At 36.9% G+C, this 23040-nt stretch carries 20 protein-coding genes and 1 tRNA gene; 7 read left to right on the top strand and 14 right to left on the bottom strand.

What is annotated here, in order from left to right:
* Positions 1–223: 223 nt before the first annotated feature.
* From EG346_RS20125 to EG346_RS20115, 3 genes are all read left to right on the top strand, one after another.
* Positions 224–1282 (top strand): 3-oxoacyl-ACP synthase III family protein, encoded by a 1059-nt coding sequence (locus EG346_RS20125; protein ID WP_123881100.1) that lies wholly within the window; start codon positions 224–226, stop codon positions 1280–1282.
* A gap of 207 nt (positions 1283–1489) precedes the next feature.
* Complete coding sequence (locus tag EG346_RS20120; RefSeq protein ID WP_123881098.1) at positions 1490–2287, top strand: SDR family oxidoreductase; 798 nt, start codon at positions 1490–1492, stop codon at positions 2285–2287.
* Positions 2288–2364: 77 nt separating this feature from the next.
* Positions 2365–3279 (top strand): helix-turn-helix domain-containing protein, encoded by a 915-nt coding sequence (locus tag EG346_RS20115; protein ID WP_123881096.1) that lies wholly within the window; start codon positions 2365–2367, stop codon positions 3277–3279.
* Between the two features lie 73 nt (positions 3280–3352).
* Here EG346_RS20115 and EG346_RS20110 read toward each other — a convergent pair.
* Positions 3353–3424: transfer RNA gene (locus EG346_RS20110), tRNA-Arg, on the bottom strand.
* A gap of 95 nt (positions 3425–3519) precedes the next feature.
* Positions 3520–4761: a PKD domain-containing protein gene (locus EG346_RS20105; RefSeq protein ID WP_123881094.1), complete on the bottom strand. Its 1242-nt coding sequence runs from the start codon at positions 4759–4761 to the stop codon at positions 3520–3522.
* A gap of 438 nt (positions 4762–5199) precedes the next feature.
* Here EG346_RS20105 and EG346_RS20100 point away from each other — a divergent pair, with 438 nt between their 5' ends.
* A complete protein-coding gene (locus tag EG346_RS20100) occupies positions 5200–6633 on the top strand; it encodes a tetratricopeptide repeat protein (RefSeq protein WP_123881092.1) in 1434 nt (477 codons plus the stop codon).
* Between the two features lie 601 nt (positions 6634–7234).
* On the opposite strand, the gene EG346_RS20095 is transcribed toward EG346_RS20100, so the two are convergent.
* On the bottom strand, positions 7235–8005 hold the full coding sequence (locus tag EG346_RS20095; protein ID WP_123881090.1) for an alpha/beta hydrolase family protein: 771 nt from the start codon (positions 8003–8005) through the stop codon (positions 7235–7237).
* 221 nt (positions 8006–8226) lie between these two features.
* A complete protein-coding gene (gene uvrA, locus EG346_RS20090) occupies positions 8227–11019 on the bottom strand; it encodes an excinuclease ABC subunit UvrA (RefSeq protein WP_123881089.1) in 2793 nt (930 codons plus the stop codon).
* Between the two features lie 513 nt (positions 11020–11532).
* Between uvrA and EG346_RS20085 the strand changes: the two genes are divergently transcribed.
* Both EG346_RS20085 and EG346_RS20080 read left to right on the top strand, forming a co-directional pair.
* Positions 11533–13344: a TonB-dependent receptor plug domain-containing protein gene (locus tag EG346_RS20085; protein WP_123881086.1), complete on the top strand. Its 1812-nt coding sequence runs from the start codon at positions 11533–11535 to the stop codon at positions 13342–13344.
* A 71-nt stretch (positions 13345–13415) separates the two neighbouring features.
* Positions 13416–14132, top strand: coding sequence for a DUF2490 domain-containing protein (locus EG346_RS20080; RefSeq protein WP_073331242.1), 717 nt, complete (start codon positions 13416–13418; stop codon positions 14130–14132).
* Here EG346_RS20080 and EG346_RS25195 read toward each other — a convergent pair.
* The 6 genes from EG346_RS25195 to EG346_RS20055 form a co-directional block, all read right to left on the bottom strand.
* Entirely contained in the window at positions 14129–15013 is an 885-nt protein-coding gene (locus EG346_RS25195) for a hypothetical protein (protein WP_228426174.1), read from the bottom strand. The two genes, EG346_RS20080 and EG346_RS25195, sit on opposite strands and share 4 nt — an antisense overlap.
* 132 nt (positions 15014–15145) lie before the next feature.
* Positions 15146–16177: a M48 family metallopeptidase gene (locus EG346_RS25190; RefSeq protein WP_228426171.1), complete on the bottom strand. Its 1032-nt coding sequence runs from the start codon at positions 16175–16177 to the stop codon at positions 15146–15148.
* An 18-nt stretch (positions 16178–16195) separates the two neighbouring features.
* Positions 16196–16642, bottom strand: coding sequence for a phosphohydrolase (locus EG346_RS20070; protein WP_083563996.1), 447 nt, complete (start codon positions 16640–16642; stop codon positions 16196–16198).
* A 79-nt stretch (positions 16643–16721) separates the two neighbouring features.
* The gene (locus EG346_RS20065; protein WP_073331235.1) at positions 16722–17057 is read right to left on the bottom strand and encodes a YegP family protein; all 336 of its coding nucleotides are present in this window, start codon (positions 17055–17057) and stop codon (positions 16722–16724) included.
* Positions 17058–17095: 38 nt separating this feature from the next.
* The gene (locus EG346_RS20060) at positions 17096–17419 is read right to left on the bottom strand and encodes a hypothetical protein (RefSeq protein WP_123881084.1); all 324 of its coding nucleotides are present in this window, start codon (positions 17417–17419) and stop codon (positions 17096–17098) included.
* Between the two features lie 23 nt (positions 17420–17442).
* A complete protein-coding gene (locus tag EG346_RS20055) occupies positions 17443–17898 on the bottom strand; it encodes a hypothetical protein (protein WP_123897888.1) in 456 nt (151 codons plus the stop codon).
* A gap of 356 nt (positions 17899–18254) precedes the next feature.
* Here EG346_RS20055 and EG346_RS20050 point away from each other — a divergent pair, with 356 nt between their 5' ends.
* A complete protein-coding gene (locus EG346_RS20050; RefSeq protein WP_123881081.1) occupies positions 18255–19097 on the top strand; it encodes a GNAT family N-acetyltransferase in 843 nt (280 codons plus the stop codon).
* Between the two features lie 85 nt (positions 19098–19182).
* Here EG346_RS20050 and EG346_RS20045 read toward each other — a convergent pair whose 3' ends face one another.
* The 4 genes from EG346_RS20045 to EG346_RS20030 all read right to left on the bottom strand — a co-directional run bounded on the left by EG346_RS20045 (position 19183) and on the right by EG346_RS20030 (position 23026).
* Positions 19183–20952 (bottom strand): acyl-CoA dehydrogenase FadE, encoded by a 1770-nt coding sequence (locus EG346_RS20045; protein WP_123881079.1) that lies wholly within the window; start codon positions 20950–20952, stop codon positions 19183–19185.
* 70 nt (positions 20953–21022) lie between these two features.
* Positions 21023–21388: a four helix bundle protein gene (locus EG346_RS20040; protein ID WP_123881077.1), complete on the bottom strand. Its 366-nt coding sequence runs from the start codon at positions 21386–21388 to the stop codon at positions 21023–21025.
* Positions 21389–21441: 53 nt separating this feature from the next.
* Positions 21442–22620 (bottom strand): thiolase family protein, encoded by a 1179-nt coding sequence (locus EG346_RS20035; protein WP_073331216.1) that lies wholly within the window; start codon positions 22618–22620, stop codon positions 21442–21444.
* 43 nt (positions 22621–22663) lie between these two features.
* Positions 22664–23026 (bottom strand): four helix bundle protein, encoded by a 363-nt coding sequence (locus tag EG346_RS20030; RefSeq protein WP_123881075.1) that lies wholly within the window; start codon positions 23024–23026, stop codon positions 22664–22666.
* Positions 23027–23040: the final 14 nt, after the last annotated feature.

The raw sequence follows: 23040 nt of genomic DNA, 5'->3' as shown, positions 1-23040 counted from the left end.
AAAACCATGACAAAAATCAAAGGTATTGAGGATGAACTGGAAAACCAATGGTAGAGCTCGTTTCAATAGATGTTAAAGGCTTATTGTATGCTCTGAATACCAATATAAATATTCAATTCTATTTTATCATACGATTAATAGATATTTTATCGTTATTATTGTAGAATATTTGAATTCACGAAAAAATACAAAATGAATTTAAGAAGATTATAATTTTTTTTTAATGACAAGCAAGATTATAGGAGTCGGCAATTATATTCCGCCGGAGACAATTACAAATTTATTTTTTGACCAGCATCATTTTATTAATAAAAACGGAGAGTCATTAAAGGAACCGAATGATATTATTGCCAGAAAGCTCAAAGAAATTACCGGCATCGAAGAAAGAAGGTACGCGTCTGAAAATCAGGTGACTTCAGATCTGGGACTGATTGCAGCACAGAGAGCGATAGAAAATTCTAAAATAGATCCTGAAACACTGGATTATATTATATTTGCCCACAATTTTGGGGACGTACGCTCCGGAACTGTTCAGTCGGACAGCGTTCCAAGTCTTGCCTCAAGGGTAAAACATCTGTTGAAGATCAAAAATAATTTCTGTGTGGCCTATGATGTTCTGTTTGGATGTCCCGGATGGATTGAAGGAGTGATCCAGGCCAATGCATTCATCAGATCAGGTATTGCAAAGCGTTGTCTTGTGATTGGAGCAGAGACACTTTCAAGAGTTGTGGATATCCACGACAGAGACAGTATGATCTATGCCGATGGAGCAGGAGCTGCCATTCTGGAAGCCAGTGATGACGACAGTGGAATACAGTCCCATTTATCAGCCTCTTATACTTTAAACGAAAAAGACTTTCTGTTTTTTGGAAAGTCATACAATAACGAAAGCTGTCCTGATACCAAATACATCAAGATGGATGGCCGTAAGATCTATGAATTTGCGCTGGTGAATGTAGCCGATGCAATGAAGAAATGTATGGATGCGAGCGGATATACTATTGATCAGCTTGACAAAATTATTATCCACCAGGCTAATGAAAAGATGGATGAGGCGATCGTAAAACGTTTTTATCAGCTGTACGATCTTCCAATGCCGGAAAATATTATGCCGATGGTCATTTCTAAATTGGGAAACAGCAGTGTAGCGACAATTCCTACTTTGCTTACGATGATTTTAGATGGCGAACTGCCTTCCCACGAAATAAAAAAAGGAGATGTTGTTTTATTTGCCTCTGTAGGGGCAGGGATGAATATCAATTCATTTGTTTATAAATTTTAACTCATAAATAAGAAACGAGGATGGTGCTCTCAGTGTTCACCTTAACTTCTCTTCTATAGAAAAAGGCTCAGATTGTTATCATCTGAGCCTTTTTTATTTACATATTTATAGATTCAAATCCGTTTTGGCTACACGATAGTCCAATTTGGCAACTCCAGCTTTTTTTCTAATGCTCACCTTTGTCCTGTTAATTTAATACAGAACAAAATGAAAACAATTTTTATAACAGGCGCTTCAACAGGACTAGGAAAAGCGACTGCCCAATTATTTCAAAGCAGAGGATGGAAAGTTATTGCGACCATGAGAAACCCGGAAGCAGATACAGAACTCAACGGTTTAGATAACGTTACCCTTCTTCCATTGGATGTAACCAATCTCGAACAGATCAAATCAACAGTCAGCAAAGCCCTTGAATTAGGGAGTATTGATGTCGTTTTTAATAATGCAGGATACGGTCTTATCGGACCTTTGGAAGCTTTGGCAGATGAGCAGATCCTAAAACAGCTGGATACAAACCTTTTAGGAGTGATTCGGGTCACAAAGGCATTTATCCCGTATTTCAGAGAGCGAAAAAGCGGAATGTTTATTTCTACCACATCCATTGGAGGATTAATTGCATTTCCTTTGGGCTCTACTTACCATGCGACCAAGTGGGCACTGGAAGGCTGGAGTGAAAGCCTGGCTTATGAGTTGAACCCATTCGGAATTGACGTTAAAACAGTGTCTCCGGGAGGCATTAAAACAGATTTTGTAAGCCGTTCCTTAGATGCTGCCACAAGCCCCGCTTATGAAGAAATGACCAATTCTTTGTTCTCCAAAATGGAAGGAATGATGGAAGCAGCTTCAGAACCGGTACAGATTGCTGAAGTAGTCTATGAAGCTGCTACCGATGGTAAAAAGCAATTAAGATATGTAGCGGGAGAAGATGCCAGAGCATTGTATGCACAGCGTCTTGAGTTAGGCGATGAACTTTTCAGAGAACAGTTTGGAAAACAGTTTATCTAAGCTATTGAAATATAAAGGCAGCATAAGTAGATTATATTGGTGCTGTCTTTAATCTAATTATTCAATACATTTATAGTATGGAAAAGAAAGATACCACCCCTATGAAAATTTCGTCCATATCGGAACTTCACAATCTGCTGAAGCTCCCTAAACCGCTTCATCCTCTGGTGAGCCTGGTGGATAATACCAAAATGATTGTTAATAAAGAGCTGCTGAACAGAAGTTTTCATCTCAATTTTTATAAGATCTCCTATAAATTTTCTGAGCATGGAAAAATGGGCTACGGGCAGGGCTATTATGACTTTAATGAAGGTGGAATGATGTTTACCTCTCCGGGGCAGATTCTTTCTACAGACGCGGATGCAGAATACTGCGGATATTCACTGCTGGTACATCCCGATTTTATACGTAGTTATCCTTTAGCAAAAAATATTAAGAAATTTGGGTTCTTTTCCTATGATACCAATGAAGCGCTGCATTTGTCTGATCACGAGAAAACGGTCATCACGGGACTGTTGGACAATATCAAAAATGAACTGAATACAGCCATCGATGAGGTGAGTCAGGATGTTATTGTTTCTTATATCGACGTTTTGCTGAACTATAGCAATCGTTTTTATAAAAGACAGTTTATCACAAGAAAAGCGGTCAACAGTGATCTGCTGTCTAAAATGGATACTGTACTTGAAGACTATTTTAATCAGGAGCAGACTTTAAAAAGTGGTATTCCCACAGTGGAGTTTCTGGCTTCTCAACTTCATCTGTCCCCTCATTATCTAAGTGATATGCTCCGGAATCTTACCGGACAGAATGCACAGCAGCACATTCATGAGAAACTCATTGAAAAGGCTAAAGAATATCTTACGGCTACCAATTTTTCGGTATCAGAAGTGGCTTATGCTTTAGGTTTTGAGCATCCACAGTCTTTTAATAAATTGTTTAAAAAGAAAACGGATGAAACGCCTTTAAGCTACAGACAGTTATTTAATTAATCCTTTGAAAATGAAAGGGTAGTATAATGAGACCATTTTTTTTAAAATTTTAATAATGATCCAAGATCAATTGTGACCTCACCAGGGATCGAACCTGGATCTAAAGTTTAGGAAACTTCTATTCTATCCATTGAACTATGAGGCCTTAAAAGGAATAAAAATACTAATTTATTGAAATAAAAAAAAGACTTTGCTGCTGCAAAGTCTTTTCATTTTATAAACCAATGTGACATTTCCGGTTTAGTCTTTCATTATTTTTACTTTTTCAAAACTGCCATCTTCAAAATGAATTCTTATCACATAAGTTCCTTTGATGTAAGCTGAAAAATCAATGGTTGTATCATAGGTTGACAAATTGGATAAGGTCTGAATTTTTCGGCCGTCAACAGTATAAATTTCAAGTTCTTTAAATTGTTTTCCTGTTTTTAGAAAACCTTGATGCGAAATAGGATTGGGGTAAAACTGAAAACTTTTCACAACATTTTCGGATACGGAAAGCTGGCTGGTATTTACTGTTTTTGTGAAGGTTTCGGAGCAGGAATTCCTGGTTACGGTAAGACTTACGGTGTAAGTTCCTGATGTAGCATAAAAGTGAACAGGATCCACCGAAGTCGAAGTCGTTCCGTCTCCGAATGTCCATAAAACCATATCATAATTTGTTGATAAATTGGAAAAAGAAATGTTCTGGCCGTTCCCTGTTACAGAAAAGCCGGAGTGGATATGAAAAACATTCGAGTTCCACTGTGCGGGATTATTAAAAAAGGTTCCGTCTGCCAGCTGCTGATAATATTCGGCTTTATTCTGTGTCATACCGCTGTAGAATGAAGACGGAAAAATCCTGTCCTGAAAAAGAGCTGCATACACTGAAGCTGCGACAAGATAACTGCCCTGAGGCCCCGGATGAATATCGTTATACGTACTGTGCAAGGCAAGATCCGGTGTTGCTGTATAATGAGCTCTTGCAGATTCTCCCGCTGGAATCATTTCAGTCTGCATCAGAGTTGACATCTTTGTGATAGAATCTTTAATGGTCTTCTGTAAATTGAAATAGGTTGCATACTCATTTTGAGAAGGAACTCCATAGGGAATTTCGTACAGGAAAATCTTTGCGCACGGACTGTATTTTCTGATAGAATCTCTGAGCTTTTTACCTCTTTCAGCGGTTACGGAAACCGGGAATGAGTATCCTGCAGATTCGGCAGTTCCCGGCTGCATTACCACATATTTGTAGTTTTTTGATCTTATGATCTGATAGAGAACATTATCATTGGCATGATTTACAAATCCCGCACCCCCTACAGTGTAGGAAGTCACTTCAACATTCTTTCCTTTGGAAGCGGCCAGGTCCTTAAAAAGAACAGGCATATCATTGAAATAGGTCATGCTGTTACCAATAAACAAAACAGGATCAGACTGTGCGAAAAGCAGAGTAGAAAGGGTAATCAGGATCAGAGTCAGTATACTTTTAATCATAGTATTCATTAAAATTAATTTTTAAATCAGTTAAAAACCATGGACTGCAAAAAAGCAGATCCATGGAACTGTAATAACTAGTATGAATGTTTCGTTTTGGCTATTCCGATTGAGAATACATTTTCATATTCTGAATAAATCAACAGGGCAGATGCCTGTAATAATAAAAGGTAGTTTTTCTCCATAAAAAAATATTTAATTGATAAAATTTATATCTGTGTGGAAAGTTATATAAAAAGTAGTGAAATATTGTTAATATTGCAAAGAATATATTAATGGTGTGATCATGTTGTTTTTTGTAAAGATTTTCGAAATTAGCAATTATTTTGCTTCCGTAACCGATTAAAAATACCGTCAGGCAAAGAGTAGTATCTAATACGTAGCTTTTATTCTGTAGATGTCAAACATAGTAACCCGATCAAGGTTTTAGAATACCCAAAGAATATTATGATTACAAAATTCCTTTCTTGTTTGTTTTTCTTTTCTCTGTTTTTTTATTCATTTTCTCAGCGACCCACAGAGCAAAGCCTTAAAAATATCATTTTTGATATCGGTTTTTCTACAGCCGGCAGCAATGAAATTAAAAAGATAGACCGTATTATTTCCATATGCCATAGAGAAAATTACAAAGATTGTGAAGTATTCGGATATCTTAAAATTGCCAATATTTACAATAAGAACAATGATATAAAAAAAGCTTTTTATTATACTGATCTTGTTGAAAAGAAAAAGCTGATCACTTCAGATACCGATTTTGAAGCTGTTTTTTATTTTCACACCATCCGCTCTCTTTTGCATCAGAAATTGGGAGAGCGAATCAAGGCTCTCAAACTGCTGGATGAAGTTGCGGTCCGGGCCAAAGGTAAGCCCTATTTTGAATATTTGCTTGAATGGCAGTATGCAGGGATTTACAACGAAATGAATGAAAAAGATAAAGCACTAGAGGCCTATAAAAAAGCCTACCTGGAATCAAAAAAATATCGAGAAAATTACCATAGTGAATCTGAAAAGAGCAAAAATAAATTAGCCAACAGTTATAAACCCACAGCTTATCTCTCCGGAATGTATCTGGAAATGGGAAAGATGGATTCTGCCAGGATCTATATAGAAGAGGCGTTGCGCAATGGCAAAAAGATAGACGAAAAAGGAATTCAGTATATTACCTCTATCTATGCGGCCAAATATTATTTCAAAGCCAACGACCTGATAAAAGCACAGCATCACCTGTGGATCTGTAAAAGTATAGCAGTTCATTATTATAAAAGTGAAAATTATCAGAAAGCAGTGATCGGTGACTTGATCAATCTGTATGAGAAAATGGGAGAGAAAGACAGTGCAGACTATTATTCCAGACAGTTACTTACGGTGCAAAGTATCAATGATGCTCAAAATAAAGTTCAGAGAGATCTGTTAGATGAAAAACAGGCGGCGGAAGAACGTGGGAAAACAGAGGAAAAGAATAAGTTGATTTATCTCTGTGTTGCTCTGCTGCTGAGTATGGCTTTCATTGTTCTCTACTTTTTTTATTTCAAGAAAAGAAAATCTATCAATGTTGTACCAACAGAAATTGTTCCCGTACGGAACAACGATCTCTTTGAACAGGTTACTACGCTGGCCAAAGAAAACAGTCCTGAGTTTTTAACCCGTTTTAATGATTATTGTCCAGGTTTCTCAGAAAAACTGGTGAAGGCGGCCGACCTTAAAAATTCGGAAATTGCATTTTGTGCCTTTCTGTATCTTAATTTCTCTACGAAAGATATTGCAGCCTACACCTATACATCGGTACGGACGGTCCAAACCAAAAAGTATCGTCTCCGAAAGAAACTTAACATTCCAAATGAGACCGATACTTATATCTGGTTCCGGGATCTGATGAAGTAGAAGAAACTATTCCTTGATCCATTGGATAGCCGCAGCCAATTCAGCGTCAATACTAGTGTTTTCGGAAGGTGTCACAGAAATATCAGTCTGGATTTTTTCTTTATATTCTTTTCCTGTTCTGTCCATTTCATAAGAAACGGCTAAAAGCAGATTTCTTGCTGAAGGAAGATTATTTTTAGTTTGTTCAAATCAGGATTTTGTAATTAGGCCTGGGTAAAGTTCCGGCTGCCAGAAAGACCGTGCTTACTATAGTTTTTTCTTGGATTAATTTGTGATTAAAATATAGAAGGCAAAGTAAACAGAGAAACAAGATATTGAACTGTGTGGAGTGGTGCATAAAAGAATCCGCTCTTTAGGAGCGGATCCAGTAGATAAAAACATCTCATTTTTTTAATTAGACAACAATAAAAAGCACAGCCGACAATGCTGTGCTTAAATTTTTATTTCAAATTTAATTGCAATTTCAAAGCTGAAAAAAGCAAAAAATGATTTCATTTCAGTTGTATTACATAGTAAATGTAGTACTATTTTTAATACGAAACATGAATTTAATGTTAAAATTCACAAGTTATCCACAATTTAATGTGGATAAGTTTGTAAGCTATTGTTTATCAATGTATTTAAGTATGTAATTTTTCAGAATTTTATGTTCGTCATCATTTCCTTTGTTATCCATATGTCCGTGATTGATAGAAGTAGACTGTACAGTAATATGGTATTTTTTCTGCTCTTCAAACGACGGAAGTACCCCTTCATCAGCCGGATAATCATTGGAACGTAGGGTATATATTTTAGGCATTGAGGTTCTGGAAAGATACATTCTCCGGTTATCCAGGGTAATAATCTTATAGACAAGATCAGGATATTTGGCAGCAAACAAAGCGGTCATATCTCCACCGTTGGAATGTCCGATCAGTGTCAGATGGTTATAGTCTAAATCTGGTCTGCTCTTTTTAAGTTCATTCAAAACAAATAAAATGTTTTCTGTACCCCGTTCCCAGAACGGCATTCTTACAATTTGCGGCTTTCCTTCCATAGGAATCAGTTCATCAGTCGGAAGTTCGTGCTGGATGCTTACGGTGAAATATCCTCTTGAAGCCAGCATTTCGGTGAGATAAGAATACACTAAATAATCACCTCCTTTATTGGCTCCGTAGCCATGACTGAAGATAACGACCTGTTGCCCTGACACTTTTTGATTGGTTTTCGGACTGTAGAAAGCCACCGGAATTTTACGATTTCTACTTTGATCAAACAGGGTAAGAGTATCAAGTTTAACGTCGAATGTTTTTTCTGAACTTGTGATCTTTCTGGATGTGCAGTTACAGAGTAATACAATAGTAAAGGAAGTGAATAGAATTTTACAGTTCATGATTTTAGATGTTAAAAAGATAGAGTGGTACGAAGGTGATGGGAATGATTGTTTTTCGAAGATAAAAAAAAGAGTTTAAAGATGCGGTTGAGTTATCTACTTTTGTTTAAATATATTGATTACCTTTTAAACCTACAGTAAGCAGAGTCCGTTTTTATATAATGCCCGGATTTATTTTTTTTAATAAAAAAACAGAGAGCCATTGGGCTCTCTATTGGTATCTAGTTTTCAAGTTTTTCCTTGATGTATTTTGCGGTATGCGATTTTTTGTTTTTCGCCAGGTCTTCCGGTGTTCCGGCAAAAACCACTTCTCCACCATATTTTCCGGCTTCAGGGCCAATGTCTATAATGTAGTCCGCACTTTTAATAATATCCGGCTGATGTTCAATAACAATTACCGAATGTCCGAGATCAATCAAAGCCTGCAATGATTTCAGTAATTTCTGAATGTCATGGAAATGAAGTCCTGTAGAGGGTTCATCAAAGATAAACAGCGTTTTGTCTGTCGTAACTCCTTTAACAAGGAATGAAGCCAGTTTCACACGCTGTGCCTCACCTCCGGAAAGGGTAGAAGAGCTTTGTCCCAGCTGTAAGTATCCTAGTCCAACCTCCTGAAGCGGTCTGAGTTTGGTAACTATTTTTTCTTCGTTATTGTCTCTAAAGAATTCTAAAGACTCATCAACTGTCATATGAAGGATGTCGGAAATGCTTTTCTCATCGAATTTTACTTCCAGAATCTCACTTTTGAAACGGGTACCTTTGCACACTTCGCATTCCAGCTCGATATCTGCCATAAACTGCATAGAAACATTGATCACTCCTTCACCTTTGCATTCGTCACATCTTCCGCCATCTACGTTGAAAGAAAAATGTTTCGGCTTATAGCCCATCATTTTTGATACTTTCTGTTTGGCAAAAAGATCCCTGATATCATCATATGCTTTCAGATAAGTAACCGGATTGGATCGGGAGGACTTTCCAATCGGATTCTGGTCGATCAGCTCGATATTTTTAATGAGTTTTTTGGGAAATTCTACAGAGTCGTAATCGCCTTTTTTACCACCCATTCCAAGCTGGATCTGGATATCATTGGTTAAAATTTCCTTCATTAGCGTCGACTTTCCGCTTCCGGAAACTCCAGAAATTACCGTCAGGCTTTCCAAAGGTACATCTACGTCTATATTTTTAAGATTATTTTGCCTTGCTCCTTTAATATGGATCCATTCCTTCGCTTTTCTTCGCTTTTTAGGAACTTCAATTTCCATTCTTCCGGTCAAATATTTTGAGGTCAGCGTATCTGCATTTTTAAGATCATGATAATCCCCTGCAAATACCAGTTCACCACCCAGATAACCGGCTTCAGGACCGATATCAATAATATAATCCGCAGCTTTCATCACATCTTCGTCGTGCTCAACGACAATGACTGTATTTCCGAGATCACGGAGATTCTTTAAAACTCCGATCAGGTTTTCCGTATCTCTTGAGTGAAGACCAATAGAAGGTTCATCCAGAATATAAATAGATCCTACCAGTGAACTTCCCAAACTTGTCGCAAGGTTGATTCTCTGACTTTCACCACCTGAAAGGGTGTTGGAGGTTCTGTTGATGGTTAAATAGCCTAAACCTACTTTCAATAAAAATTGAATTCGGGTTTTGATCTCGTATAACAATCTTTTGGCAATATCCTGATCATGTTCAGAAAGTTTCAGTCCCTCTATTAAAGGATATAATTCATCCAGAGGAAGTTCGATCATGGACTGTATATTATGCCCGTCTATCTTTACCCAGGTTGTTTCTTCACGAAGCCTCAGGCCTTCACAGGTGGAACAGAGTGTTTTTCCTCTGTATCTGGAAAGCATAACGCGGTACTGAATTTTGTATAGGTTTTCTTCAAGCATTTTGAAGAAATTATTGATCGAAGGGAAGCTGCTTTTTCCGTCTCCTTTCCAGAGGAAATTTTTCTGTTCTTTGGTCAGCTGATGATAAGGCTTGTGGATAGGGAAGTCTTCTGCTTTTTTGATGAATGATTTTTTCCATTCACTCATGGTTTCTCCTCTCCAGGAAACAATGGCATCTTCGTAAACAGATAAGGTCTTATTGGGAACAACAAGATCTTCATCGATGCCGATTACTTTTCCATAACCTTCACAGGCAGGACATGCTCCATAAGGATTGTTGAAGCTGAAAAAATGAACATTCGGTTCAAGAAACTCCATGCCGTCCAGTTCAAATTTATTGGAGAATTCTTTTACTTTTCCGGTATCCGCATTCTTCAAGGCACAGTATCCGTGACCTTCATAAAATGCCATCTGAATAGAGTCTGCCAATCTCTGAAGGAAACTTTCATCTTCTTCATAAGAGAAACGGTCGATGACAAGATTGATGATCATTCCTTTTTCAGGAGTAAAACCGAAGCTTTCCAGGTCTTCAATGCCTGCTACATTACTGTTTATTTCAAGTCTCGTGAAACCAGCCAGTTTTAAAACGTTCAGTGCTTCCTTGAAATTATCTGCATCATATTCCAGTGGAGCCGTCAGTAAAAATGAAGTATCCTTTTTGGAAGCTTTGATAAAATCAATTACATCGGAAACAGAATCTTTCTTCACTTCTTCGCCAGAAACCGGAGAATAGGTTTTCCCGATTCTTGCAAAAAGAAGTTTCATATAATCATAGATCTCTGTAGAAGTTCCTACAGTAGAACGTGGATTGGAAGAAATTACTTTCTGCTGAATAGCAATAGAGGGTGCAAGTCCTTTGATATCGTCTACCTTTGGTTTTTCTAATTTACCCAAAAACTGACGGGCATAGGAACTCAAACTCTCTACATATCTTCGCTGTCCTTCTGCATAAATAGTATCGAATGCCAGAGAAGATTTTCCGCTTCCGGAAACTCCCGTGATCACGATTAGTTTATTTTTTGGGATCAGAACGTCTATATGCTTCAGATTGTTAAGATGTGCATTCTTAACGAAGATCTGTTTTTTTATATCTATTTCTATTGTTTTAGCCATGTTTTATCTTTGAAAAAGATTGTTCGCATCTTAAAAAATTAAGACCCACAAAATTACGAATTTTTGGTGAAAATAATGCGTTTAATATATTTACTCACGACAAATATATTCTCACGGATCACACTCAAAAAAGAAGACTTATAGATCTGAACTCAGTCATCAATGGGAAGTAGATGATTGCTAACTATAAGATTATATTAGTGTGAGATCAGTATTGTTTTTTTAATCAATTTATGATTTTTATTATATTTTTAATTTTTCCACTTGTTTTGTATTTTAAAATTATTTAAAATTGTATTCATAAATAGGTAATAAAGAAATGAGAAAGTTATTCAGAGATCTTGTTACACATTTAATGAGAAAAAGATAAAAGGTTACTTCCCATGAGAGATGCAGTATAGTTCAATACTGCATCTTTTTTTTATGATAACTATCATTTGCCTGTGTTCAGGAACTCCCTTACTTTTGGGTCCATTATTAAAGAAACTGATTTAGAACAAAACTCGGACTACTATGATCAAGAAGATTGGAAGCATATTTTTATTGGGATCCATGCTCTGCGCCTATGCCCAGGAAAAGACAACGGATATTGAAAGTATTGAATTTCAGGGTAAATTTATCTCCACGCCTTATAAAAATGCCAATCAGAATATTACAGTGATTACCAAGGAAGATATTGCCCATTCTCCTGCAAAAAGCATTGATGAGGTTCTTCAGCAGGTTCCCGGGATGGATATCAGAAGGAGAGGAGCCAATGGGGTGCAGAGTGATATCGGTTTCAGAGGAAGTTCTTTTGAACAGGTATTGTTGCTGCTGAACGGAATCAGAATGAATGATTCGCAAACAGGACACAATTCTATGAATATACCTGTAGATATGGATGATGTGGAAAGGATCGAGATCATCAAAGGTCCTGCTGCCAGAAGGTTTGGGCAGAATGCCTATGCCGGGGTCATTAATATTATTACAAAAACAACACCAGGAAAACGGGTAAAAATAAGTGCCGACGGCGGAGATTTTGAAACCTACGGATTCGGTTTCAATGCGCAGCTGGGAAATGAAAAATTCTCTAATGCTCTTCAGGCTAATTCTGCTTCGTCACAAGGGTATATGTACAATACAGACTATGAGATCCGAAATGTTTTCTACCAGAGCAAACTGAATATTAAAAACGGGGATCTTAAACTGCAGGCCGGTTTTTCTGAAAAGAAATTCGGAGCCAACGGTTTTTATGCTTCTAAAAGTGCAACAGAACAGTATGAGGAAACGCAGGCTTCTATTGTAAGTTTAGCACATCAGCAGACCTTCGGGGCTCTAAAACTGAGTTCTAATGTATACTGGAGAAGAGGACAGGATATGTATCTGTATGACAGAAACAAACCTGATGTTTACAGAAATATGCATATCGGAAACAATGTGGGCGGTGAAGTGAATTCCAGCTATCAATGGGGATTGGGAACCACGGGTATTGGAGTGGAGCTGAGAAAAGAGTTTCTGGCGAGTAATAATTTAGGAGAGCGAAACCGTTTTGTTTCGCAGGTTTTCTTTGAACATCATTTTTCATTACTGGATAAAAAACTGAACATCAGTCCGGGCATTTCATGGGCCAATTATTCCAAGGAGGGGAACTTTTTCTATCCGGGTCTAGATGTTGGATATAATTTCAATCAGAATAATAAGATCTACGGAAATATTGCCAGAGTTCACAGGGTTCCGACATTTACAGATCTTTATTATGTAAGCAAAACGGAACAGGGAAATCCGGATCTGCTTCCTGAAAATGCAGTTTCTTCAGAAGTGGGTTATCAGTACCAGAACAGCAGAATTCTGGCAAAAGTGAGTGGGTTTATGAGAAATTCAAAAAATTCTATAGACTGGGTTAAAAAAAGCCTGACTGATCCGGTGTGGTATGCCCAGAATGTAGGTAAAATCGACACAAAAGGAATTGAAGTAGAGCTGAGCCACAGAGTCTTTGACTGGCTGAAATATACCGCAGGATACACGTATCTGGACAGTAAAATAAAAGAATCTGATGATTTTGTTTCAAGGTATATCCTGGACAATCTGAAGCATCAGGTTGTGGCCAAACTTGAAACCAGATTCCTGAAATATTTCACGAATGAATTGGTATACAGGTATAATGAAAGGATGAATCTGGGGACGTATAATTTACTGGATGAGAAACTGAGTTTTGCCAAAAAAGATTTCTCTGTATATGTCCTGATTAACAATGTGACCAATACAAAATATACCGAAGCTTTTGGGGTTGAAATGCCTCAGCGATGGTTCCATTTAGGCTTCTCGTATACGATCAATATTAAGTAAATGTTAATTCGAAATGAATGAAAGTTAATATTAACAAATTGTTAAATAATTTATTTTTGCAAAAATTTTTTATGAAACTTTTTTTAAGTCTGAGTTTACTTTTGAGTATAACCTTTTTAAAAGCACAGGAACACATTTCCAGCTTCAATGCAGTGACTCTAACCTATAAGTTTCATCCGAAATTTTTTCTTTATGCTGAAGGACAGCTCAGAGGTAACGAAGATTATACTTACCCTGATTATTACGAGATCAAAGGAGGAGTAGGTTACAATCTGACCAAAAATCACAAACCTTTCGTGGGTCTAGGAAGGTATGTGAACTATAAAGAACACAGCCTGAGCAGAGAAGAATTCAGGGTGTGGCTACAGGACGTGATCGATCTGAAAAAAGGAATCGTGAAGTTTGAAAACCGTTTCCGTGCAGAGAAAAGCTGGTTCTATGAACCTGCAACCGATAAAGCTTCCCAGAGAATGCGTTACAGATACCGTCTGAACATCAGCGTTCCCCTGAATGCAAAAACAGTCAAAAAAGGAACGGTCTTCGCCAATGCTTATGACGAGATCTTTTTGGTAAGTCCGATGAAGCCTACTTTCGCAAGAAACAGGGTATACGGAGGTTTCGGATATCAGATCGATGACCATTTCGGAATCCTGACGGGTTATCTGTGGCAGCGTGAATTTGAAGCTAAAGGAAATAAAAACCTTCACTTCATTTATCTGGCCCTGAACATCAATATCGACGGTACGGACCATCCTACAAAAACCTATGATTTCCCGGGAGCGGATTAAGATGCTTTGTCTAAGTCTGCCTGAAAACCTAATACATCCTTTTTTAGTTCAAGATAATATTCATTGAGGGTTCTCTGAAATTGATTGACCATTGCGAATACAGATTCAACTTCATTCTCGAGGTATTTGTCATGATTAAAGTAAATGTACGAAGCGTCTGCATATGATTTCAGGATAGATCTGCTTTCTTCTGTCAATGATTCTTTATAACTTGAGTTTTCTATAAAATCATTCAGATTTTTTTTGAAAGTGGCTTCCGCTTTTAAAAGTTTGGCTCTGTGCTTACGGATTTCTTCAAAAGGCAAAGTAACAGTCATAAACTGAAGGTATCCAACAAACTCAGTAAGTGCTTCCTGAAATCTGTCGAACTCTTTGTCTATAACTCCAAATTTTTTATATTTCCCCAATAAGATCGATTGATTGTATTGATCAGCCTTGCTGAAATAATAGCGGAAGATGTCTTCATCATTTTTCATAAGCTCTGTTTTTACTTTTAAAAGCTCACTTTCAAGCTCAGGAATCAGTTTGGTGGCATCTTTAGCCTTGTACAGATTTTCTCCGTACCTGAATGTTTTAATTTCTTTAGGGTTAGCTTTTAAATAAGCAAGGGTTTGCAGATCACTTTCAATTCCTGCTTTTTCATAAATTAAAGAAACTTTGGTGTCACTGAACAGATCTTCATCGTCTATAACGGTATCGGAACCTGCTATAATAGTTTCGATATTCTCTAATAATGGATTGTGAGCTTCATAGTATCCGTTAAAATTTGAACTTAAATACTGATAGGGATATTTTTCGATATAAAGTTCGATGAATTTTTCATCGTCTATAACTTCACCCACATTTTTTACCTGATGCAGAGTCAGATATTTTCGGGTCATCACCTCACAGATCTCATCATATCCTCTGATGATATTTTTTGCCAGTTCGTGATTTTCCGGAATGTTTCTGGTCTGGTTATTTCTGATTCTTTCAATTCTTTTTGCCGTGTCAGGATGAGAAGCCCACTGGTCCTAGATTTCAATTTTTGTTTTATTATAACGGGTCAGATCCCCTTCATCTACTTTTGGAAGACCATTACTATAAAGATGGTTATTTCTTTCGCTGAAAATTTTCAGTAAGGAGGTCTGATTTTTATAAATATTCTTTGGAAGGTATTTCTGCTCACTTTGGGTATAAAAATTAAAGGAATAATAAAAAGCTGAATCACTTAATTCTATCCTTAACAAGGAAGAGATCTGCTCCTGAGGATTGGTGAGAAAAGTCGAAACAGCATCAGCATGGTATTCCATCTCACGGCTCAGGGAAGCATGTTTTTGGAACAGGAAAGAAGAGACTTTTTTCAGTATAAATTGAAATATATTGATAAAGCCTACTGAAATCGCTCCAAATAAAGTAAGAAATGAATTTCCCGAAAAATTCAGGATCATATCTTCATATTCCTTGTTATTGTAAACCGTTTCGTAAACAATTTTTTGTGCATGGTGTACGTATCCGCCCACTTTCATACTTCTTTGGGAAAAATGCCCGAATTCATGAGCGAGAATGGTTTTTAATTCGCCGATACTGGTGGAATTGATTAATCCTAATCCTATGGTGAGATTTTTTCTCACCGGAAAAAACATACTCCAGAAAACAGAATTATAACTTACACTGGCATTAACATCAGGAGAAAGGAATACCTTTTTAGGAGCTTTTACCTGAGTGTCTGTGACAATTTCATCGATGATGCTAAAAAGTTCGGGCTGCTGGGATCTTGTAATTTCTACCAGATGCCGGGTAGTAGAGGTACTTCTTTTAAAAATGAATTTGATCATAAAATAAAAGACAAAAATACCTATGCTGGCAAGCCCTGCGGCAGCTATCAGGGTATAATAGCTTACTTTGAATGCAAGAATAGAATAGGCTCCATATCCTAAGAGTACAATCAGAAAGAGGGAAATGGCGATGAGGATAAGATATACCGTAAAAAATATTGAAATGGATACAATAGCAGAAGTCAGCTTAGACCTGTAAGCTGGTGAAATTTTAGGAAGGTTATTCATTTTTGTGTTTTTATGCTTTTAATATTTCTCGATCAGATAACGGTACGCTTTCAGATATTTGTTAAACCGTTTAATATCTTTAGGTGTCAGTTCTCTGTTCACTCTCCGAAGATCCATATTATCCCGCAGGTCATTCAGCTTTACGGCTACTGAAAGAGGTGATCTTTCAGTTCTCTTGATAAACTCATCATAATCTTCTTCAGGATCGTATTTGGTAAGGCAGCTTACGGCAAAAATTATATATTCTGGGAAACCTTCAGCTCTTAAATACTCGAGACTGAATTCTGCCGGATGATCTTCCACCACGTCGTGCAGTACACCTACGATCTTTTCATCCAGTGTTTTTCCATATTCCATCACTCTCAAAACGTGAGCAATGTAGGGTGCATGGTATTTGTCGGTTTGTCCTTTGTGTGCCTTATCGGCTATTTTTATGGCTCTGTTGAGCATTTCTTCTTTTGTCATTTCAAATAGAAAATAGAATACAAAAATAAAAAATGCCTTAAAAAATAAGACATTTTTATTGAGTTTATTTTAGATATTGTTAAAGAATGGTTTCATCCTCTACAGAGGAACCTGGTGCATTGTTTTTTACGGACTCTATCCCGTTTTCCATTCCGTTTTCAGACTCATACATCTGGCTGGTTCCTATAACCTGACCATTTCCTGCTTTTAAATTGAAATAGCAGCGCCCGTCTTTTGCTCCGTTTCTTTCAAATTTCGAATCGTCTTGCGAGTGGGTGCGTACAGATTCTATTCCGTTTTCGCATGATGATTTTGAGCCATATCCCTGACTTTTTAAGATCACTTGACCGTTTCCTGCTTTCAGATTGAATTTAAAGTCACCGTCTGTTCTCTTCGAGATAATAAATTTTCCCATAGTAATTGGTTTTTGTGGTTTGATTAGTTTGTTTTTAATTATTTTGAAGGTGTTTCTTTTTTGGCAGGATCTGTTGCTGTTTTTTCAGGAACCGTAGTGTTGAGTATCCTGTATTTTGAATAATCTTTTTTTGCCTCTTTTAAAGCCATGTAAGCGGAGGTGTCCTTGGGCTTTACGGTAAGCATTTTATAGAGTTCCTTATGATCTGTATTACGGTCTGCCGGCATTCCTTTTTTACGATCTTTAAAGTAACTCACCTTTGCGGTGTCCGTTTTTGGCAGAACCTTTACTGTATCTTCCTTCTGCTGTGCGAAAATGGTTGTACAAAATACTATCAATGTACACGATAATAATGATTTCATTCCTTTACGTTTTTTAATAATGGTTATGATGGAGTAAAATTCCATTCTGGATTTTTAAACACTTTGTATTTTTTGGTTATTTCCTTCTTTTTATCTGGCCATAAAAATTGGATCAGAACATCTTCTGTATCTTCATTTTTTTTATTAATGGTAATGGAAACAGAGACCGGAATTTTTTTCTTTTTTAGTTTCCAGTTTTTATATTTAATTTCATTTTTCCTGATCTCAACAGGATCGTCGTTCAGACTTACAGGGTCGTTCTGGATCCATAGGATATTGGAGTCACCTAATGTTAAGATTTCACTTTCTATGCTTTTCAATTCTTTTATAACAAAAGGGTATTTTTTGAGAATAGATTCAGCATTCATGCATGAAATTTCCTCTGCGTACTCCATTGCTGCGGTACCGCATCCAAAATTAATCTTGGGTTCTTTAGGTCGGTTTATTCTGTTGCTGAAAGCATATTCTATCTTACTCAACGTAATGTCTTGTAATATACCATTGCATTTTGGTCTTATACTGTCTCGAAGGGCATATTGGGAAAAAGAGAGACAGAATACAAATACGGTAATAAAAGCGGATAATTTTTTTATCATAGTGTGAAAAAATGATTGCTGATCATATTTATTAATTAAAAATAGAAAAAAAATAGAAAGACAACAAAAAAAAGCATGGCAAACTCAAAAATGTTGGGATATTTATAAAAAAGTTCAAGCTTTAAAAATAATAAACATTTGAGTTTCTTTAGAAATAAAGTACTTTTATAGCGCCTGTTTGATCAGGTTTTACAAATGATTTTTATAATTTTTTTAACTGAAAATAGAGGTTGCCGAATATGAAAATTAAAAATTTAGAAGGGATAACGACAGAAGAGCTTGTTGATGTTTTTAATCTGTCATTCTCCGATTATATTGTGCCTTTTCAATTGACTATGGAACAATTGGAATCTAAAATTGAGGCCGAGGATATCAGACTTGATTTATCTTTGGGTGTTTTTGATTCCGATAGGATAGTAGGATTTATGCTTCATGGCTTAAGAATGGAGGAATCAGAATTGGCTGTATACAATGCCGGTACCGGAGTAATACCGGACTACAGAGGAAAAGGTCTGGTCGGGAAAATGTACGAAGAACTGATTCCTCAATTAAAAGCACTCAATGTAAAGAAAATGGTTCTTGAAGTCATCCAGGAGAACTGGCCCGCCATTAGAGCCTATGAGAAAATGGGATATGTTGTTTCCAGAAAACTGGACTGTTTCTCAGGTAAATTGGATATTTTAAATTACAATAAAGAGGTTACGATCCTGGAGGTTTCGGAATTTAAATGGAATGAATTTGTTTCTTTGTGGGAAATAAAACCTACCTGGCAAAATGCCGTTCATACATTAGAAAAAATCAAAGAACTTTGCCACATTGGTATGGCTTACAAGGACAATGTATTCGTGGGATATGTGATATTCAATGCAATGTCAGGAAAGATCCATCAGTTTGCCGTGTCTCCTGATTACCAAGGTATGGAAATTGGCAGCAGTTTATTTTCTTACGTTAATGAGGCGGTTAAAGGGCATGATGTGTATGTTTATAATGTGGATGATAGCTCAGCCTCTGCTTCCTGTTTTCTGAAAAAAATCGGGCTTTCAAAAAAGGTTGCCCAATTTGAAATGATAAGAGAAGTTTAATATTGACCGAACATTGTAATAATTATATCAAAAAAAGCGTCTCAAAATTGAGACGCTTTACAATCAAATTTATTTATAAAAAAGACTAATAAGCTCCTTTAGCAATATAATGAGCAGCTACTTTTTCAGTTAAGGCTACTACATTTGGATGGTTCGTATATTTCGTGAACCTTCTTAATCCTGAAAGCATCATTCTCTGCTCATCCCCTTCAGCGAAAGAAATAATACCTTCTTTAGCTGCTACGATGATTTTTTCAACAGCTTTGTAAAGGTTAAGCTGTGCCATCGCTGCTTCTACAGACTCAGGAGAGAAGTGTTTCTCTGCTCTCAAAATAGCAGATTCAGCCATATAGATCTGGTTAAGGATTTCAGAAGCATTCAATAATAAGTGCTGCTGTTTTTCAATATCCATCATGTATTTTTGAAGGGCAGCTCCTGAAACCATTAAGAATACTTTCTTAAGGTTGGCAATGATCGCTTTTTCTTCAGCCATGAATGCCGAGTAATCAGGAACGTCAAATGAAGAAATTCCCATTAGTTCTTTGCTGATTGCCATGGCAGGAGAAAGCAGATCCAGTTCTCCTTTCATTGCTTTTTTAATCAACATTCCAACCGCTAAAAGACGGTTAATCTCGTTGGTTCCTTCATAGATTCTTGCAATTCTTGAATCTCTCCATGCTGCTTCCATAGGCATATCTTCAGAGAAGCCCATACCACCGTACACCTGAATTCCTTCATCAGCCGTATGTTGAGTCAAATCTGAAACGAAAACCTTCAAAATAGAAGCTTCCACCGCAAATTCTTCAACCCCTTTTAACTCAGCTTGCTGGTGATTCATTCCACCGGCAACCAATTCGTTGATTTTATCTTCAACATCTTTTGCTGCTCTGTAAGAACCTGCTTCAGCAACGAAAATTCCGGTTGCCATTTCTGCCAGTTTCTTTCTGATCGCTCCAAAAGTTGAAATAGAAACGCCAAACTGCTTTCTTTCATTAGAATATTGAAGAGAATGGTTGAGGATTCTTCTTTGTCCGTCAAGGTTGGCTGCTGCCAATTTGATTCTTCCAACGTTCAAAGCATTCAAAGCGATTTTGAAACCGTTGTTTCTCTCCCCTAAAAGATTTTCAGCAGGAACTTTCATGTCATTAAAGAAAACCTGTCTTGTAGAAGACGAACGGATTCCTAATTTATGTTCTTCCTCACCGAAAGTAAGACCTTCAGTTCCTTCTTTTTCTACGATGAAACCTGTAATGTTTTTATCATCATCAATTTTGGCGAACACGATGAAGATTTCTGCAAAACCTGCATTGGAAATCCACATTTTTTGTCCGTTGATGATATAATGTTTTCCGTCTTCGGAAAGTTTTGCTCTTGTTTTTCCAGAGTTTGCATCAGAACCAGCATCCGGCTCTGTCAGACAATAAGCTCCGAATTTTGTACCCGTTGCCAAATCCGGAAGATATTTTTTCTTTTGTTCCTCTGTACCATATAATAGAATAGGAAGGGTCCCGATTCCGGTATGAGCTCCATAAGCCGTTGCCAGAGAACCATTGGCTCCTGAACAGTAATCACACGCTAACATGGTATTCACAAAGCCCATTCCAAGGCCGCCGTACTCCTCAGGAACAGCAACACCCAAAAGACCCATTTCACCCAACTGACGCATTTTTTCTTCAGTTAATGCATAGTCTTTTTTCTCAAATCTTTCTTTTTGAGGAATGACTTCTCTGTCGATAAATTCTTTTGCAGAATCACGAAGCATTTTTTGCTCTTCACTCAGTTCTTCAAGAGTGAAAATATCATTTGCAGGAATTTCCTTGATGAGGAATTCACCTCCCTTAACTATATTACTCATTTGTTATGATTTTAAATTTTAGATTTTTTTTAAGATTATTAGATGATAGACTGATAGATAATAGATTGTATTACTGATTTAAAGTATTTTGAAAGACCATTGTTGCTTTTTGAAATTCCTCAATTTTAATCTCAAAAGCTTCACTTTTTTCATCAGATAAATATTTTCTGTTATTTGCCAATACAATTTGAGTTTGTAATTCAAATGAAGAACCTAAGGAAATGTCTAAAAAGTGACTGAAAGACTTATTTGTTCTGCTTGAACCTTCGGCTATATTAGAAGGAATGGAGATTGCACATCTATCCATCTGGCTTTTCAGACCATATTTTTCATATGCTGGAAAAGTATCAGTTAGGTCTAAAGTAAATTTTGCTAATTCTAAACCCATCTGCCAAATTTTAAGTTTTTTAAAATTATGCCTTTTAAAATTGCTCATAATTTTTTTTGTGCTTGTAAAGTCTATTATCTATTGGTCCATTATCTCATTATCTATAATAATTCAAAGATTGAAGCCGCTCCCTGTCCGGTACCCACACACATGGAGACCATTCCGTACTTGTTGCCGCGTCTTCTCATTTCGTCAAGAAGCTGAACAGTCAATTTTGTTCCGGTACATCCAAGCGGGTGACCAAGAGCGATCGCACCTCCATTGACATTAAGAATATCAGGATTTAGACCTAATTCTTTTTTGATCGCAACAGACTGTGATGCAAATGCTTCATTCAGCTCGATAAGTTCAATATCTTTTAATTCAAGACCTGCTTGTTTTAGAGCTTTTGGAATAGCATAAATAGGACCCATTCCCATAATTCTCGGTTCAAGACCTGCTGCAGCATACGCTACTAATCTTGCTTCTGGCTCAAGCCCTAACTCTTTCACCATTTCTTCGCTCATCACCATGACGAAAGCGGCTCCGTCACTCATCTGAGAAGAGTTTCCGGCCGTTACGCTTCCTCCGTTAGCAAATACAGGTCTCAATTTAGCCAGACCTTCCAAAGAAGTATCTTTTCTGGGACCTTCATCTACAGAAAAATCAAACTTTTTAGTCTGCATTTTTTGATTTTCGTCCAGGAAATTATATTCCACAGGAATTGAAACGATCTGGCTGGCAAATTTACCTTCAGCATTAGCTTTTAAAGCTTTCATGTGAGATTCAAAAGCGAACTGATCCTGTTCTTCTCTTGTAATATTATATTGTTTGGCCACTTCTTCAGCGGTGTAACCCATTCCCCAATAATAATCAGGGTTTGTTTTTGCGATATCTGTTTCCGGAACCGGCTTGTAACCACCCATTGGGATATAAGACATAGATTCTGTACCTCCTGCGATGATACAATCTGCCATTCCGGCCTGGATTTTTGCTGAAGCAATAGCAATCGCTTCACTTCCTGATGCACAATACCTGTTGACAGTTACTCCGGGAACTTTATCTGTATTCAGTCCCATCAGAGAAATCAAACGGGCTACGTTTAAGCCTTGTTCAGCTTCCGGCATTGCATTCCCTACAATAAGGTCATCAATTCTGTTTTTGTCTAATTGTGGAAGCTCAGCCATCAATTTTTCAATCACGGTAGCTGCCATTACATCAGGTCTTGTAAATCTTAAACTTCCCTTTGGAGCTTTTCCAACGGCAGTTCTAAAACCCTTTACTATATATGCTTGTTTCATTAGATTAGAGATTTTGAGACAAGAGATTTGAGACTCTTGTCACTTAAATTATTCTTTTATTAATATTTTCTTTAAAAACATAAATCATTTTTTGAACATCATTAAGCTTATCTAGCAATGGTTTATTTACCTCTGAAGAGATAAATTCTAGCTTTTCGCATAAAATAAGTTGAGTTTGAAGTTCATAAGAAGAGCCATATGCAATATTTAAAAAACAGTAAAATTCTTTTTCTCTTTCTCTTCCAGCACCTTCTGCTATATTGGAAGAAATTGAAACAGAAGATCTTTTAATTTGTGAAGAAAGTCCATACTTTTCATCATTTGGCATATTTGCTAATGCTTTATAGACGTCAACACATAAATCAATTGAAACATTCCAGATTTTCAATTTTTTTATATTATGCATAATTTTACCCTTAA

This window comes from Chryseobacterium carnipullorum (assembly GCF_003815695.1).
Taxonomy (GTDB): Bacteria; Bacteroidota; Bacteroidia; order Flavobacteriales; family Weeksellaceae; genus Chryseobacterium; species Chryseobacterium carnipullorum.
Note: the sequence above shows the minus strand (reverse complement) of the source record. Positions and strands in the feature narration are given on the sequence as shown.

Coding starts and splice junctions, on each gene's coding strand:
- EG346_RS20125 (WP_123881100.1), top strand. CDS start 224: ATGACAAGCAAGATTATAGGAGTCGGCAATTATATTCCGCCGGAGACA.
- EG346_RS20120 (WP_123881098.1), top strand. CDS start 1,490: ATGAAAACAATTTTTATAACAGGCGCTTCAACAGGACTAGGAAAAGCG.
- EG346_RS20115 (WP_123881096.1), top strand. CDS start 2,365: ATGGAAAAGAAAGATACCACCCCTATGAAAATTTCGTCCATATCGGAA.
- EG346_RS20105 (WP_123881094.1), bottom strand. CDS start 4,761: ATGAATACTATGATTAAAAGTATACTGACTCTGATCCTGATTACCCTT.
- EG346_RS20100 (WP_123881092.1), top strand. CDS start 5,200: ATGATTACAAAATTCCTTTCTTGTTTGTTTTTCTTTTCTCTGTTTTTT.
- EG346_RS20095 (WP_123881090.1), bottom strand. CDS start 8,005: ATGAACTGTAAAATTCTATTCACTTCCTTTACTATTGTATTACTCTGT.
- uvrA (WP_123881089.1), bottom strand. CDS start 11,019: ATGGCTAAAACAATAGAAATAGATATAAAAAAACAGATCTTCGTTAAG.
- EG346_RS20085 (WP_123881086.1), top strand. CDS start 11,533: ATGATCAAGAAGATTGGAAGCATATTTTTATTGGGATCCATGCTCTGC.
- EG346_RS20080 (WP_073331242.1), top strand. CDS start 13,416: ATGAAACTTTTTTTAAGTCTGAGTTTACTTTTGAGTATAACCTTTTTA.
- EG346_RS25195 (WP_228426174.1), bottom strand. CDS start 15,013: ATGACCCGAAAATATCTGACTCTGCATCAGGTAAAAAATGTGGGTGAA.
- EG346_RS25190 (WP_228426171.1), bottom strand. CDS start 16,177: ATGAATAACCTTCCTAAAATTTCACCAGCTTACAGGTCTAAGCTGACT.
- EG346_RS20070 (WP_083563996.1), bottom strand. CDS start 16,642: ATGACAAAAGAAGAAATGCTCAACAGAGCCATAAAAATAGCCGATAAG.
- EG346_RS20065 (WP_073331235.1), bottom strand. CDS start 17,057: ATGGGAAAATTTATTATCTCGAAGAGAACAGACGGTGACTTTAAATTC.
- EG346_RS20060 (WP_123881084.1), bottom strand. CDS start 17,419: ATGAAATCATTATTATCGTGTACATTGATAGTATTTTGTACAACCATT.
- EG346_RS20050 (WP_123881081.1), top strand. CDS start 18,255: ATGAAAATTAAAAATTTAGAAGGGATAACGACAGAAGAGCTTGTTGAT.
- EG346_RS20045 (WP_123881079.1), bottom strand. CDS start 20,952: ATGAGTAATATAGTTAAGGGAGGTGAATTCCTCATCAAGGAAATTCCT.
- EG346_RS20040 (WP_123881077.1), bottom strand. CDS start 21,388: ATGAGCAATTTTAAAAGGCATAATTTTAAAAAACTTAAAATTTGGCAG.
- EG346_RS20035 (WP_073331216.1), bottom strand. CDS start 22,620: ATGAAACAAGCATATATAGTAAAGGGTTTTAGAACTGCCGTTGGAAAA.
- EG346_RS20030 (WP_123881075.1), bottom strand. CDS start 23,026: ATGCATAATATAAAAAAATTGAAAATCTGGAATGTTTCAATTGATTTA.